Raw genomic sequence first — 16,097 nt, 5'->3', positions numbered from 1 at the left:
AAGATGTTGAATGTGCTCCTTTCCATTATCACCAGCAGACTGACATGGAGTTTTATCGGAATAACGATACTTGCTTGCATTATCGGTTTCTGGGGGCCCATTATTTCTGTTGGTGATGTTGTACCATTTAAATCATTTATAATACGGGTAGCCACCATTATCGCTCTTTACTTTTTTTGGGTTTTTAGTTTACTCGTCCCTCACTTATACCGGACTTGGCTGAATAAAAAACTGGCTAATCAGCTGAATATTATCAAAGGCAGCGAATCCGAAAAAGCGCAGGAAAAACAACAAAATGAACAACACCTGTCCCTGTCAGAACGTTTTTCTGATGCTGTAAAATTATTAAGAAAGGCTTATTTTTCCGGCCTGAATGGTAAAAATAAACCCACCCTGAGAAGTTTTTTCAGCCGCCAGTATCTGTACCAATTACCCTGGTATCTGGTCATCGGGGCGCCGGGTTCAGGTAAAACAACTGCGCTATCGAATTCCGGTCTGAATTTTCCACTATTAGATTATTTCGGCAGAGCTGCCCTGCACAGCATGCAGGACAGTAATAGCTGTAACTGGTGGTTCACGACTAATGCCGTTCTGCTGGATACCGCCGGGCGCTATACGATTCAGGATAACACTGTCCAAAAATCCAATTTCAGGGAATGGAAAACATTTATCAAGCTGTTGAAGAAATACCGCACACGTCAGCCTATTAATGGAGTTATCCTGACCCTCAGTGTGGAGGATCTGCTGAATCCATCGACAGAAGCCCGTGATAACCACGCCTATATGCTTCGCAAGCGCTTATCGGAATTACATGAAAAATTTAAGATCCAATTTCCTGTCTATCTTTTTATTACTAAAACCGACTTGTTAAAAGGCTTCACTGCCTATTTTACGCACCTTGATAAAGCATCACGCCAGCAAATTTGGGGACTGACCTTTCCACAGAACGAAAAAATGGATTGGAACATCAATGCTACCTTTGACGAACAATTCCGTCAGTTACAACGGCGGCTGGATGCTGAATTACCCTATATTCTGCTGAATGAATCCAATCCACAACAATCTGCTGAAAGTTATCTGTTTCCCCAAGAGTTTGCTGCCCTGCATCCGTATATTGCCCAGTATCTTGAGATAATTTTCGCCCGATCCGGATTTGAAGCTCCCAGTTATCCCAGAGGGCTTTATTTCACCAGCGGTAAACAGGAAGGAATTCCGTTTGATTCTGTGATGGAAAAATTTAATCAAAATGTCCAGTTACCGACTGATAACAACAGTATTTCGATGTCATGGGGCAATGGTGAAGATAAAGGAATGCACTATCCCTCTCAGGCCCAGCAGCCGTACTTTCTGAAAAACTTACTGGAAGGCATTTTTCAGGAAGCCGGGCTTGCCAGTTATAACCGTTGGTGGATATACAAGAATCGTCTGGTTAACTGGTTAGGTTATATGACACTGATAGCGATCCTGATCGCGGTAACCACCTTATTTCTGACCAGTTATCACAATAATGAAAATTATCTTGCTGAAATTCAGGCAAAAATGCCGTCGATTACGAAACTGGGCGATGAGTTAAAGCAAAACACGAATAATGCTAATGAAGCAAATAATATCTATAACTTATTACCGATGTTGAACACGCTGGCCAATCTGGCCCAAAGTCAGCATTTTTCGCTGGACGATCCGCCGATATCTTATCGCATGGGCTTGTACACAGGTGAACTGGTCAACGATGCCGGACATGACCTGTATACGAAAGCACTACAATCATTACTGCTGCCACATGTAGCAAGGCTTATCACCGATCAGCTAAAACAGGTCAGTAATAATGATATCGATAAAACATATAGTGCATTAAAGGCCTATCAGATGTTATATCAACCCGACCATTATGATGGTAAGTTTCTGCGTAACTGGGTAATGCAGTATCTGGAGGCACAATTAGCACCCGATACTCCTGAGATACAATTCAAACAGCTGGACTGGCACCTCGGCCAGCTACTGGATAATCAGCCGGTTACATCACCCTATGTCTTTGATAGCTCACTGGTTGAAAGCAGGCAGGCGTTCATCAGCAGTACACCTCTCGCAGTACGAACCTACGCCAGACTACAAAGCACTCTGCTGAACAATCCCGATTTAGAACCGGTCAATTTAGTTACCCTCGCCGGTCCACAGGCTGATCTGGCTTTTTCTCATATCAGTAATGAACCAATAACCATTGGAGTTCCTGGGCTGTTTACGCCAGCAGGTTATCATAAAATCATCAAAGATATGGAACCGTTGATTGCCAATTCCTATATACAAGACAGTTGGGTGCTGGGTTCTTACGCCAAAAAACAGCCAGTTAAACTAGTTGAACAATCTGTCCGGCAAATTTATGTTAATGACTATATTTATCAATGGGATAAATTTCTGGGTGATATTCGTTTAAACCATATCGATGATTTAACGCAGCGGGCTAACACTGCGCGCTTACTTTCATCTTCAGTTTCACCCTTGCGTCTTCTTCTGATCAATATCAGTAAAAATCTAACCTTGAATGATCCGCTCAATAGCCTGATGAATAAAGGCAAGAATATTGCAAAACTGGGTAGCCTAAGCAGTAAGACCAGTAATTTAGCTAATAAAGCCAATAGGTTGGCTAACCTGGCTCCCCAACAGATGATTTTGCAAAATAACGGGCAACCCTCACCGGAAAATATGTTAGAAGCACATTTTGCGCAAATTACCGATTTAGCGAAAAATCCGGATGGAAAAAACCCGCAAATACCTTTCGATGATATTTTGAAAAAAATCGGTGACTTATACCAATACCTGACTTCAGTACAAAATGCCGTGAATACCGGTTCAACTTTTCCTCCCAATAATATTATCACTCAACTACAGACCGCATCAGAGCGACTGCCTATGCCGTTCAGGGATATGATCACCTCACTGGCAATCGGTGCCAGCAGTGATGCACAAATCAGCGATATGAGAAGTGTCGGTAAACAGCTCAGCTCTGAAATCGGCGGGTTTTGCAACCAAGCCATCACAAACCGTTATCCGCTGGTCGCTACGGCACATGTCGATATTAAACCAGATGATATGGCTCGCATGTTTGCCCCCGAAAAAGGGATGATGGACAGTTTTTACAAAAAGAACTTAGAGGGAAAAGTCGATACATCCCAGCCCCAATGGCGCTTTATGCCGGGTGTGGATGGCAAACCTCTGCCGGGAGGAACAAGATTACTCCGGCCTTTCCAACAGGCTAAGATCATCAGTGATACGTTCTTTGGGAACGGTACTCCTACCCCGTCATTTACTGTCATGGTTCAGCCGATCAGTATGGGTAACCAAATATTGAGCATGGTTCTGAATGTCGGAGGGCAACAATTGCAGTACAGCCACGGCCCTCAGGTCTCACAACTCATCAACTGGCCGGGGTCTACCGGGGTTAATCAGGCCAGTATTCAACTAAACCTAGTTGATGGCACAACCGCCACCTTATCCGCTTCCGGACCCTGGGCACTGAACCGATTGCTGGATAAAGCAAAACAAGTCTCGCATAGCAGCTCTGCCCATCATGATGATTCGGCTCTACAGGCCACGTTTAATATCCAAGGCCATACTGTTGTACTGGCATTTACACCAAGCAGTATTTTCAGTCCGTTTAAACTGCCTGCATTCTCCTGCCCGAATATGAAGAGCATATAAACGCCATGAGCCATGAAAACAGTACGAATATCGATGCGTTACTTGCGCCAATAAGCAGCGAGTCTCCTTGCGGAGAGAATCTCGAATACGATGATGATTTTCTGCTATTAGAACAAAGTCTCGTTGGCAAAACAGAGCAGCAGTTTGGTGATTTCCTGATCCCGGCTGAACCCCCTAACTGGCTGGAAGTAGAAAAACAGGCCACAAACCTACTGCTGTCCCGGACGAAAGATCTGCGTATTATCATCGCCCTGATGCATTCATGGGTAGAAGCGCGGGGATTATCCGGGTATGCAGATGGTCTGTCTCTCCTTAGACAAACACTGGAACGCTATTGGGATGAGGTGTGGCCAAAACTGGAGTTTGACGGTGAATACGACCCTTTATTCCGTCTCAATACGCTGGCAGACATTGAAGATGGCTCTCCTCTGACCCTGAAAGTACAGAATTCCATTCTGCTGAAAAACGTTTTGCAGGAGTTATCATTCCGTGATGTCTACTCACTGCTCGACGGGTCAATAACCGAAATTAGTGGCTATACAGGAGGGCGTACACGTTTATTAAAGGAGTTAAAACAAGAATCGAGCAGCCCGGAAATATCTATACTGGTGGTTATTCGTGATCACGTCACAGCCCTGACTGAACTGATTAACCAGCACTTATCTGCCAGCCATTCACCTGAATTTTCGCTGCTGTTAAAACACCTGAATACAGTTATTGAGTTCAGTCTGTTAAAACCACCAGCCTCAGCAGAAGCACCTATGACTGATGGCGATAAAGCCGCTTCTGAATCTGAATCAGTGAGTAAACCGGCATCCACTTCAGTAAAAAATACAGTAATCCCCGTATCATCAGCAGACTTATCCTCATTCGACTGGTACGAAGTGGAAGCTCACAATCGTGAAGAAGTACGTATGCTGTTGGAAAAAGTGAAACTTTATTTCATCACACATGAACCGAGCCACCCTGCTCCGATGATGATTGACCGCATTCAACAGCTGATTGATCGTAATTTTGTCGACATTATTTCTAATCTTGCACCAGAAGGGTTACATCAGCTCGCCATCATTTTTGGCTATGCTGATAATCCCGGTACAGATACAGATGATATCCACTAACCGCTTATAACCTCTATTCAGAGATTCAACGCATTATTTACTCACCCCTTAATCTATCTAGCCAGTATTGGAGAATTTGTCATGAAATCCAGCGGACAAAAATTTATAGCTCGAAATCGCGCTCCCCGTGTCCAGATTGAATACGATGTCGAGCTTTATGGCTCAGAAAAAGTGGTTCAACTGCCGTTTGTCATGGGGGTTATGGCTGATTTGGCAGGGAAATCCACAGAAGCCCAGCCAGAAATTCCTGATCGGAAATTTCTGGAAATCGATGTTGATAACTTTGACGAACGCATGAAGTCAATCAAACCCCGGGCTGCCTTTCAGGTTGATAACACCCTGACAGGTGATGGCAAACTGAATGTTGAACTGGTTTTTGAAAGAATGGAGGATTTTCAGCCAGATGCTATCGCTAAAAAGGTAGAGCCTTTGGCTAATCTGTTGGAAGCACGTACCCAACTGGCGAACCTGCTGTCTTATATGGATGGCAAAACGGGTGCAGAACAACTGATTGCCGAAATACTGCAAAACCCGGCCCTGTTGAAATCACTGGCGGAAGCGCCAAAACCTGAAGACAGCATTTCATCTGAAGACAACACGCCAGGATCAGATGAAAACGCTGAAAATAAGGAGTAATTGATGAGCACGACCGAACAAGAAACCTTGTCTCAACAAGAGCAGACGCTGAAAGAATACACGGCTGATGAGTTAAGTGTATTGCTCGGTAAGGAATTCCGTCCGCAAAGTGATCAGACCCGTAGTGCCGTTGAAAATGCGGTCAAAACACTGGCGCAGCAGGCACTGGAAAATACAGTGACGCTCTCTGGTGATACCTATCGTACCATCCAGTCACTGATAGCCGAAATTGATACCAAAATCTCACAGCAAATGAACCATATCCTGCACCATGATGAGTTCCAGACTCTGGAAGGCGCATGGCGGGGGCTGCATTATCTGATTAATAACACGGAAACGGATGAAATGCTGAAAATCCGTGTGATGTGTCTGTCCAAAAAAGAACTCCGTAACACCTTAAAACGCTTTAAGGGTATCAGCTGGGATCAAAGCCCACTGTTTAAGAAAATCTATGAAGCGGAATATGGCCAGTTTGGTGGTGAACCTTTCGGCTGTCTGGTGGGAGATTACTATTTTGACCACACGGCACCGGACGTTGAACTATTGCGCCAAATATCGCAAATCAGCGCCTCAGCACACTGCCCGTTTATTGCCGGAGCCGCACCCAGTGTGATGCAGATGAACTCCTGGCAGGAGCTGGCTAATCCACGGGATCTCACCAAAATCTTCCAGAATACGGAATACGCCCCCTGGCGGAGTTTACGTGAATCAGAAGACGTCCGTTACATCGGATTAGCATTACCGCGTTTTCTGTCCCGTTTACCTTATGGTGCTCTGACAAATCCCGTTGATAACTTCAATTTTGAAGAGAATACCGATGGGCCTACCCACGAAAATTATACCTGGGCGAATGCAGCTTATGCGATGGCCGTTAATATCAACCGCTCATTTAAACTGTATGGCTGGTGTACCTCTATCCGTGGCGTAGAATCCGGCGGCATTGTGGAAAACCTGCCCTGTTATACTTTCCCCTCTGATGACGGCGGTGTGGATATGAAATGCCCCACCGAAATTGCCATCAGTGACCGCCGTGAGGCTGAATTAGCCAAAAATGGCTTTATTCCGCTCCTGCACCGCAAAAACACCGATATGGCCGCCTTTATTGGAGCGCAATCACTACAAAAACCCTCAGAATATTATGATCCTGATGCAACTGCGAATGCCAACCTTTCGGCTCGTCTGCCCTATTTGTTTGCTTGCTGCCGCTTTGCCCATTATCTGAAATGTATCGTCCGTGACAAGATCGGGACATTTCAGGAGCGCAGTGATATGGAACGCTGGCTGAATGAGTGGATCACAAATTATGTCGATGGTGACCCAGTCAATTCAACACCGTTCACTAAAGCCAAGAAACCACTGGCAGCCGCAGAAGTTCAGGTCGAAGAGATTGAGAGCAACCCGGGATACTATCAGGCTAAATTTTTCCTGCGGCCTCACTATCAATTAGAAGGCCTGACAGTTTCTCTACGCCTGGTTTCAAAATTACCCTCACTAAAAGGAGCATGATACTAATCAATTATTTTTCAACACAAAACCCAATATCACTACTTTAGTTATCTTTATGTAGCAGTACCCTTCCCTCTATATGTGTATCCCAATAAACATCGATGGGATGCCAATGTTACATACAATTCCTTCATTAAACTTTAATTAAGATTAAGGCGAAAAATTATGTCTACTCTTCCAACGCCCGATGCGTATATTTTCTTCACTGATATTAAAGGTGAATCAGGTGATGAAAAACATAAAGACTGGACAGCCGTCCATTCCTTTAAAATAGATCTGATGAACGATGTCACTAAATCTAATCAAGGGACTGGTTTGGGTGCAGGCATCGTTCAAGTTAGCCAACTCCATTTAAATCTTCTGTTTGATAAATCATCCATAACCTTGCGCAAATACGTTGCTTCAGGGAAACATATTAAGGAAGTTAAACTCAATGTTCGTCGGCAAGGCGGAACACAAGAGTCCTGGTATGAACTGACCCTGACACAAGCTGTGGTCGCAGACGCCAGACTTGTATACGGAGATGGTAATTTCTATTGTGACGTTCAGCTTGCCTTCCAAAAACATAAAGAAAGCTACTTCCCACAAGACTTCCAGGGTAAAAAAGGTGCTGAAATTACCTACACCTGGGATTCCTACACTAATAAACTGGAATAATACACCGTGGATTTTACTGATAACCTCCTTGAAACAAGGAGGTTATCCTCATCCACATTATCCTTATCAACAATAAGGATCCACGCTTATGCGATTCACCATTGTTAAAAACAACAGTACAAGCCAGCCAACACAACTGAGTTATGAATTCTCTCCTCCGGGAGGAACTATCGGCCACTGTAAAGATAATAGTTGGGTTTTACCTGATGCTGAGCAGGGCATTGCCCGTGTTCAGGCTATTGTATCCATCAATACAGATGGCAAATGTCGGATCACCAATCTGGGTTCTGCAACTGAGCTTTTGCTGAATACAATCCCTGTGGCTCCGAATCGTCAGGTTGAAATCCGCGATGGTGACGTACTGAATATTGGCAGTTATCAGATTCAGGTCATTGATCCCTACCAAAATGCACAATTACAAACTGATATTTCCGCTACCAGTGTACCCTCTGAATCGGATACGCAGGGTATTCCCAGTGAAGTCTGGGATGGCCTTGAAAAAATTTTCACGATCCCTGATACTCCGACATCCTCTGACAAGCATCAGGTATCATCAGATGGAAATGACCATAACCCGCTGTTTCCCTCCAGCCAACAAGAAAACGATGAACGTAATCCCATTGATCCATTAGCAAAAATCAAAACAACTGCTGATCTGGATACACTACAGCTACGAGCGAAAGATCCTGTGACTATGTTCAACACGGATCCCCTCTTCCGGCAGGAAGATATTCTTAATAACAATACGCCGACAACCTTATTCCAGAATGATAAAGAATATGAACTTGAGCACAATGATAAGGAAGGTGAAGTCGATCCACTGGCGTTATTTTCTGACCATAATGTTAGACAGAAACAAAATACTAAAAATGAAGACCCTCTGGATTTGATGTTAGGCACTGCCGCGCCACTAACATCTCCTGATCATCCCAAAATTGCCGAACCTAAATCGGTTTCTGTCACACAATCTGCATCTGATCATAATACACAATCAGAAGCTCAATTCTCTCCTTTACCTCCGCTCTTCACAACAGAAGAGCTATCCAGAGAAATAAACCAAGATTTAGTCACAAACCAGTTCGACACAGAAACAGAAGAAACAGAGGGAGAAGATATCTTCTTTATCCCGCCCGATAGGCAGACTGATCAGCCTTATATTAATCAGCAGATTAAGCAACTTAACACACCACCACATATCAGCGATGATGACCCTATTTATGAACGACTGAATATCGATCCAATCAGCTATAAGTCCGATGAACATGTCACAGAGGGTGTCAAGCTCGAAGGAAAATTACTGGCAGCCCTACTAGAAGGTATGGGACTCAAAAATCTTCGCCAGCCACAGTTTGATGAACACCGTATGTATCAGTTAGGCCAACTTATCAGCCAGTTATCTCAGGGACTTGTTGCACTTAATACTTCACGTACCCTACTGAAACGGGAAGCCGAAGCCGGAATAACCCAAATGTTACCAGATACCAATAATCCCTTTAAATTATTACCTTCTGGTCAATCGGTACTGGTTCAGATGTTCGGTGATCATATGCCGGGATTTATGTCTATTGAGCAGGCAACCCGCGATATTTTAATCGAATTACAAGCGCATCAACTGGGAATGATTGCCGGGATGCGAGCCATTACGGTAGATATCCTGCAACTCTTCCACCCCACTATTCTTGAGCAAAAAGCACGGGACGAAGGCGGCATGCCGCGTTTGTCATTATCATCAACCTACAAAGCATCATTATGGGAGTTTCTTACTAAGCATTATCAAAAAACAGCCAGTGAATTTGAGCACAATTCCGGTCTGTTTGGTAAGAACTTCCTGTTGGCCTATGAAAACGAAGTAAATAGCTATAAAAATTCCCAGAAAAAAATAAAAAAACAGACCGGATAAAACCATCACCCCCTCAGATACAAATACCCGTGAATTTCAGCTTATAACCTGAAAGACAGCGGGAACAAACCTTTCAGCATATCGACCCTATTGCCCATAGTGATCTTAGTTATCTATATATCATCACTGCTAATAATTAATAGGCTTCTCATGAATAACAATACAACTTTGATAAATAGTGGTTATCATCGTCCGGGTAATACCAGACACATCACTGCCAGAGACAAAATGCGGCCTTCCCTACTGGACAGGCTCACCGATAATGAACCCGATAAGAAAAAAGAGGCAACCAGTAATCATCTGATATCACATAGTATATTACGCCAGAATCTTCTGCGGGATTTACAGTGGCTACTCAATAGTATCAACGGCGAATCCGAACAGAATCTTTCCCCTTTCCCGGAAATCCGTCGCTCCGTCTATAACTTTGGCCTGGAGCCTCTGGCTGGTAAGCTCATGTCTGAAATCGAATGGGAGGATATCCAGCATAAGATCATTAAAGCGATACATATCTTTGAACCCCGCATTATTCCCGACGGTCTTGAAGTTAATTGTGTTTCGGATACCCACTCACTGACTTTATATAACAGATTATCCATCGAGATCAGAGGGTTTTTATGGTGTGTTCCCTGGCCACTTGAGTTCCTGTTTCACAGTGATATTGATTTAGAAAACGGCTATTTCACTATTAAAGAAGCTGGGTAAGCCGGCAAAAAACGGGAGAATACATTTTGGATAGCAAACTGCTTGAATACTACAATCGTGAACTGATCTATTTACGTGAGATGGGCAAAGAATTTGCCGAGCGTTATCCGAAAGTCGCCAACCGGTTGGGGATGCATGGCATTGATGTGACCGACCCTTACGTTGAACGGCTGATGGAAGGTTTCGCTTTTCTGACCTCCCGTATTCAGTTGAAAATGGATGCGGAGTTTCCGAACTTTTCCCAACAATTACTGGAGATGCTGTGCCCCAATTATCTGGCTCCCACACCGTCAATGTCGATTGCCGAACTCCAGCCCGATACCAGTAAAGGGGATATCAGCCACGGATTTTTAGTACCACGCGGGACTATCATGCATTGTCAGTCGCTGAAAAAAGACGGCATTACGCTTCAGTACAGCACGGCACAGGATGTTATTCTACAACCCCTGCACTTACAAAAAGTTGAACTGGGAAAAATTCCGGCCAATATTCCGCTGGCATCTTTAAATCTTCATCAGTGCGGTGCAGTGAGTGCGTTACGTATTCATCTCACCTGCCAAGGAAAATTCTTCCTCAGTGAGCTGGAACTCAATAAACTGATCTTTTTTCTTTCCGGGCCAGATATTCAGGCTCAGCAATTGCAGGAACTGCTGATGGAACATTGCGTCGGAATGATCTGTCAGACTCTCGGTGATACCCCCCAGTATCAGGTATTACCTGATATCTCCCCGCATCACGAAGGGTTTGATGATGAACAGTCATTATTACCCAATGATCCACGCACGTTCAGCGGTTACCGACAGTTGCATGAATATTTTGCTTTTCCGGCTCGTTTTCAGTTCTTCAGCATTAGTGGTATGCAATCTTTGCTGGAAGAGACTAAAAAAGAGAGTGAGTTTGAACTGATCCTACTTTTGGACAAAATTGATGAGGATTTAGAGCATCTGGTTGATGCCTCTTACTTAGCCCTGAACAGTACTCCTGTCATTAACCTGTTTCCTAAACTGACTGAACGGGTCACGCTAAAAGAGAGCACTAATGAGTACCATTTAGTGGTTGATAATACCCGACCACTGGATTACGAAATTTTTTCAGTACAACGCCTGCACGGTGCAGATATTAAGCGACGGGAAACTCAGATCTTCCGACCTTTTTGGTCAACTTTCAGTGATGATAAAGGAAATTATGGCGCCTATTTTTCCCTTCGTCGTGATCCCCGTATTCTGTCTGAGCACTCCCTGCATTATGGAACCCGAACCAGCTACCTCGGTACGGAATCATTTGTTTCCATTGTTGATGAACAACACTCACCCTGGCCGAATGAACTCAAATTTCTGACTGCGGATGTGATGTGCACCAACCGTGATTTATCTGCGATGTTGCGGCAACAGGATATAGACAGTTTTGTCATGCTTGATTCCATTCCAATCAACCAGATTGTATTTCTTAAAAGGCCGACCATACCACATCCGGCTCTGGCACAGGGTTCAGCTTCCTGGAAATTAATCAGTCAGTTACAGCTCAATTACCTGAATTTCATGGATAAGGATGATGAACAGGGCACTCAGGCATTACGGCAATTGCTGAGCCTTTATGCCAATCTTTCAGAACCGGCCACCGCCCGTCAGATTAATGGTATTCGCCATTGTTCACTGAAGACAATTCATCGCAGAGTACCAGAACCCGGCCCAATCGTTTTTGCCCGTGGTGTCGGAATTGAGCTGGAAGTCGATGAGCAGGAGTTTGCCGGAACCAGCCCTTGGTTACTGGGTAGTGTTCTGGAACGACTCTTCTCTCATTTGGTTACCATGAACTCCTTCACTGAAATGACGCTCTATAGCCAGCAACGCGGCAAAATCGGTTACTGGCCGGCCCGAATGGGTAAAAAACAGCTGTTATAATGGGGGAAATGACGATGAGTGAAACAGGTGCCGTTGCTATTCACAGCATAAGCCGTCTACCTGATAATTTCTGGCAAGAACTCACCCAGACGCCGTGGCAGTTCGATCTGTTCCAGACCCTGCGGCGAATAGATGCACAGTCCGGGGAATATTATATGCTGGGTTCATCCCCATTACCGCGATACGACCTACTGCGGTTAGGGCAAAAGGCATCAATGATATTCGCCCCTTGTACTATCTCTGAAGCCAAACAACGGAAAAACTCAAAACAGTATGACGTACTGATTTACAGTTTTGGTCTATTCGGGCCAAACGGACCACTACCCACTCACATTACCGAATATACCTATGCCCGACAGTATAACTATCAGGATCCAACGCTGACCGCGTTCGCTAATTTATTTCACAATAGGTTAATACAATTATTTTATCGGGCCTGGGCAAATGCGCAGTCTACAGTATCGCTGGATCGTCAGGATAATCAGCGTTTCTGCCATTATCTGGCCTGTCTGGTTGGTATGGGTTTACCTGCCCAGAAAAACGCAGATTCTATTAATGAACATGCCCGCTATTTATTATCAGGCCATTTGTCCCGTCAGGGACATAGTGCAGAAGGTCTGGAAAAAATACTGTTCACCTACTTCAATATTCCGTTAAAAATCAAACAAAATATTCCGCAATGGCTGGATGTTGAGATTCAGGATCAGGCCCGGTTAAAAGCCGGACGTAACATGCCACGTTTAGGACAGTCAGCCTTTTTGGGGACTGCGTTATATGATGTTCAGTATAAATTCCGCATCAAACTTGGCCCACTGACAATATCAGAGTATGAAGACTTCCTGCCAAACCAGCCAAAGTCACAACAATTACGTGACTGGGTACGTCAATATCTTGGGATTGAATATGCATGGGATATCCAGCTGGTACTTCATCGTACAGATATACAGAGTATCCATCTGTCTGATCCGGTAAAACTAGGGCTAAGTAGTTGGCTTGGGAAGATGGAACAGAAAATCCATCGTGATGATTTAATCTACAATCCCTAGTTTTGCTCACATGCTCCCGACCAGCATACCTCTTCCTGCCTTTTGCTCTCTAATAACGGGTTGTTATCTAACCACTCGTTATTACTTACGTACCTAAACATTATCAACGACAACATCACGGATTACATGCTATGTCAGAAATCAGCCGTTCCGTACTTTTTGGTAAGCTCAACCCGACCCTGTTCACATCATTAGAAGGTGCCACTGCTTTCTGTAAGTTACGTGGTAACCCTTATGTTGAACTGGTTCATTGGCTACACCAAATCATGCAACAACAAAACAGTGATTTACAGAAACTTATCCACCATTTAGGGCTGGATGAATCTGCATTGACCAAAGATATTGTTGCTGCGCTGGATCGCCTGCCCCGTGGTGCCAGTGCCATTTCTGATCTCTCAGAACATATTGACAATGCCGTAGAGCGAGCCTGGGTTTACGGCTCGCTGAAATTTGGTGTTGCTCAGATCCGTAGTTCGCATTTACTGATAGGTATATTAAAAACTTTCAATCTTCGCAATGCACTGAAAGCTATTTCTCCCCTGTTTGATCATATCAATGCCGATACCCTGATCGATAATTTCAACAATATATTTGATGGCAGTGATGAAGCTCAGGAAAGCATAATATCATCAACCGAAACTCAGGGAGCAGCCCCACAGACTGCAACAGGCTCAGCTTTGCAACAATACGGACAGGAGTTAACAGCCCGGGCCCGTAATGGTGAAATTGACCCTGTATCAGGACGCGATGAAGAAATCCGCCAGATTATCGATATTCTGATGCGCCGCCGGCAAAACAATCCATTACTGACTGGTGAGGCTGGTGTTGGTAAGACTGCGGTCATTGAAGGTCTGGCTTTGAGAATTGTGGCCGGTGAAGTTCCTCCCCCGCTGAAGAACGTTCAGCTTTGGCTGCTGGATATCGGTATGTTACAGGCCGGTGCGGGCATTAAAGGAGAGTTTGAATCCCGTCTGCGGAAAGTTATTGAAGAAGTCCAGTCCAGCCCGACACCCATCATTTTGTTTATCGATGAAATTCACACTCTGATTGGAGCCGGTGGACAACAAGGTACAGGCGATGCCGCTAACTTATTAAAACCAGCACTAGCACGGGGGCAGTTGCGGACACTGGGCGCTACAACCTGGTCAGAATATAAAAAATATATCGAAAAAGATCCGGCCCTGACCCGCCGTTTTCAGGTTGTTCAGGTGCATGAACCTGATGAAACCAAGGCTCTGATAATGCTGCGTAGTCTGGTCAATACGCTGGAAAAACACCATCGTATTCTTTTACTGGATGAAGCGGTTGATGCAGCAGTACACCTCTCCCATCGCTATATTCCTGCCCGTCAGTTACCGGACAAAGCCATCGCATTACTGGACACCGCCTGTGCCAGAGTTGCAGTCAGCCAGCATGCAGAACCCCCGCAGCTGGAAAACTGCCGTCATAAGATAGATTCGTTGAATGTTGAACTGGGAATAGTGGAACGGGAATCCAAAGTTGGTCTGGGCGATCCTCAGCGGGCAGAAAATATCCTCAGCCAGTTGGCAACGCTGGCAGAGCAACAAAAACAGCTAGAAGCGCGCTGGCAACAGGAACTGTTACTGACAGACAAAATTATTCAGCTACGCCTTCAGTTACATGAAGAACAAGCCGATGAAGAACAAAACAATAATGATAAAATCACTCTTCATACGGAGCTGGCTGAGCTGCAACAACAACTGGAAATGTTACAGGGTGAAGAACCTCTTATCTTTGCCGCAGTAGACAGTAATGTTGTTTCCGCTGTTGTCTCAGACTGGACTGGCATTCCTTTAAGCCGCATGATGAAAGATGAAATTGAGGCTGTATTGCAATTAGCCGATACCCTTAACCAGCGCGTCATTGGTCAGTATCATGCGTTAGAAACCATCGCAAACCGGGTACGTACTTCACGGGCAAAACTGGACGACCCTAATAAACCGGTAGGGGTCTTTATGCTGTGTGGGCCTTCTGGTGTCGGTAAAACTGAAACCGCACTTGCTCTGGCGGAAACGCTGTACGGTGGCGAGCAAAACCTGATCACTATCAATATGAGTGAATTTCAGGAAGCACATACTGTATCAACATTAAAAGGTGCTCCTCCCGGCTACGTCGGCTACGGCGAAGGGGGTGTCCTGACCGAAGCCGTTCGTCGTCGTCCATACAGTGTCGTATTGCTGGATGAAATTGAAAAAGCGCACCCTGATGTCCATGAAATTTTCTTTCAGGTATTCGATAAGGGATGGATGGAAGATGGTGAAGGCCGCCATATTGACTTCCGTAATACGATTATTATTCTGACATCGAATGTCGGCGCTGATTTAGTCAACTCAATGTGCTACCAGCATTACCAACAGAGTAATACACTACCTGAGCCGGAGCAGCTCAGTTCAGCACTGCGCAAACCGCTATTAAACACATTCCCTGCCGCTTTACTGGGGCGTTTATTAGTCATTCCATACTATCCGTTAGATGACGAAGTCATGACCAGCATCGTTTATTTGCAGTTGGGACGCATACAGAAACGATTGTTGGAAAACCACGGTATTACTGCCACGTTCGATGAAGCCATGATTGAAAATATTGTCAGTCGTTGTACCGAAGTTGAGTCGGGTGGTCGTACGGTAGATGCTATTTTAACCAACACTCTATTGCCTCAGATAAGCCAGCGGCTGCTATCTGCCTGTGCTCATGGTGAACAATTTAACCAATTACAGGTGTCGCTCGAACAGGGAGAACTTAAATTCCAGTTTTCGAATGATATATAGATCCTGCATGATATCCGTGTGTAATTTGTCATGATTTCATACTAACCACGTCACACTCCCACATAATTTAACAGGAGGACTAAATGTTCGGAGTAAATAAACACAGCCAATAAAGAGGCAACTTGAAAATTCGACAAAAAATA

10 protein-coding genes are annotated in these 16,097 nt (G+C 44.7%); all 10 read left to right on the top strand.

The annotated features are described in order from the left end of the window. Window positions 1–3 precede the first annotated feature (3 nt). The 10 genes from tssM to tssH all read left to right on the top strand — a co-directional run bounded on the left by tssM (window position 4) and on the right by tssH (window position 15,954). The gene (gene tssM / locus AACX68_RS06170) at window positions 4–3,696 is read left to right on the top strand and encodes a type VI secretion system membrane subunit TssM (protein WP_228858589.1); all 3,693 of its coding nucleotides are present in this window, start codon (window positions 4–6) and stop codon (window positions 3,694–3,696) included. A 5-nt stretch (window positions 3,697–3,701) separates the two neighbouring features. Further along, the gene (gene tssA, locus AACX68_RS06165) at window positions 3,702–4,814 is read left to right on the top strand and encodes a type VI secretion system protein TssA (RefSeq protein ID WP_228858588.1); all 1,113 of its coding nucleotides are present in this window, start codon (window positions 3,702–3,704) and stop codon (window positions 4,812–4,814) included. 81 nt (window positions 4,815–4,895) lie between these two features. Continuing rightward, window positions 4,896–5,450 (top strand): type VI secretion system contractile sheath small subunit, encoded by a 555-nt coding sequence (gene tssB, locus AACX68_RS06160; protein WP_228858587.1) that lies wholly within the window; start codon window positions 4,896–4,898, stop codon window positions 5,448–5,450. A gap of 3 nt (window positions 5,451–5,453) precedes the next feature. Continuing rightward, on the top strand, window positions 5,454–6,956 hold the full coding sequence (gene tssC / locus AACX68_RS06155; protein WP_099108122.1) for a type VI secretion system contractile sheath large subunit: 1,503 nt from the start codon (window positions 5,454–5,456) through the stop codon (window positions 6,954–6,956). A gap of 165 nt (window positions 6,957–7,121) precedes the next feature. Beyond that, a complete protein-coding gene (locus AACX68_RS06150; protein ID WP_099108123.1) occupies window positions 7,122–7,613 on the top strand; it encodes an Hcp family type VI secretion system effector in 492 nt (163 codons plus the stop codon). An 88-nt stretch (window positions 7,614–7,701) separates the two neighbouring features. Further along, window positions 7,702–9,513, top strand: a complete 1,812-nt coding sequence (locus tag AACX68_RS06145; RefSeq protein ID WP_228858586.1) for a type VI secretion system-associated FHA domain protein — start codon at window positions 7,702–7,704, stop codon at window positions 9,511–9,513. A 150-nt stretch (window positions 9,514–9,663) separates the two neighbouring features. Continuing rightward, a complete protein-coding gene (gene tssE / locus AACX68_RS06140) occupies window positions 9,664–10,218 on the top strand; it encodes a type VI secretion system baseplate subunit TssE (protein WP_228858585.1) in 555 nt (184 codons plus the stop codon). A gap of 26 nt (window positions 10,219–10,244) precedes the next feature. Continuing rightward, a complete protein-coding gene (tssF, locus tag AACX68_RS06135) occupies window positions 10,245–12,119 on the top strand; it encodes a type VI secretion system baseplate subunit TssF (protein WP_228858584.1) in 1,875 nt (624 codons plus the stop codon). A gap of 14 nt (window positions 12,120–12,133) precedes the next feature. After that, window positions 12,134–13,165: a type VI secretion system baseplate subunit TssG gene (gene tssG / locus AACX68_RS06130; protein ID WP_228858583.1), complete on the top strand. Its 1,032-nt coding sequence runs from the start codon at window positions 12,134–12,136 to the stop codon at window positions 13,163–13,165. Between the two features lie 131 nt (window positions 13,166–13,296). Further along, window positions 13,297–15,954, top strand: coding sequence for a type VI secretion system ATPase TssH (gene tssH, locus AACX68_RS06125; protein ID WP_228858582.1), 2,658 nt, complete (start codon window positions 13,297–13,299; stop codon window positions 15,952–15,954). Window positions 15,955–16,097: the final 143 nt, after the last annotated feature.

This window comes from Xenorhabdus sp. PB61.4 (genome assembly GCF_963894935.1).
GTDB lineage: Bacteria > Pseudomonadota > Gammaproteobacteria > Enterobacterales > Enterobacteriaceae > Xenorhabdus > Xenorhabdus stockiae.
Note: the sequence above shows the minus strand (reverse complement) of the source record. Positions and strands in the feature narration are given on the sequence as shown.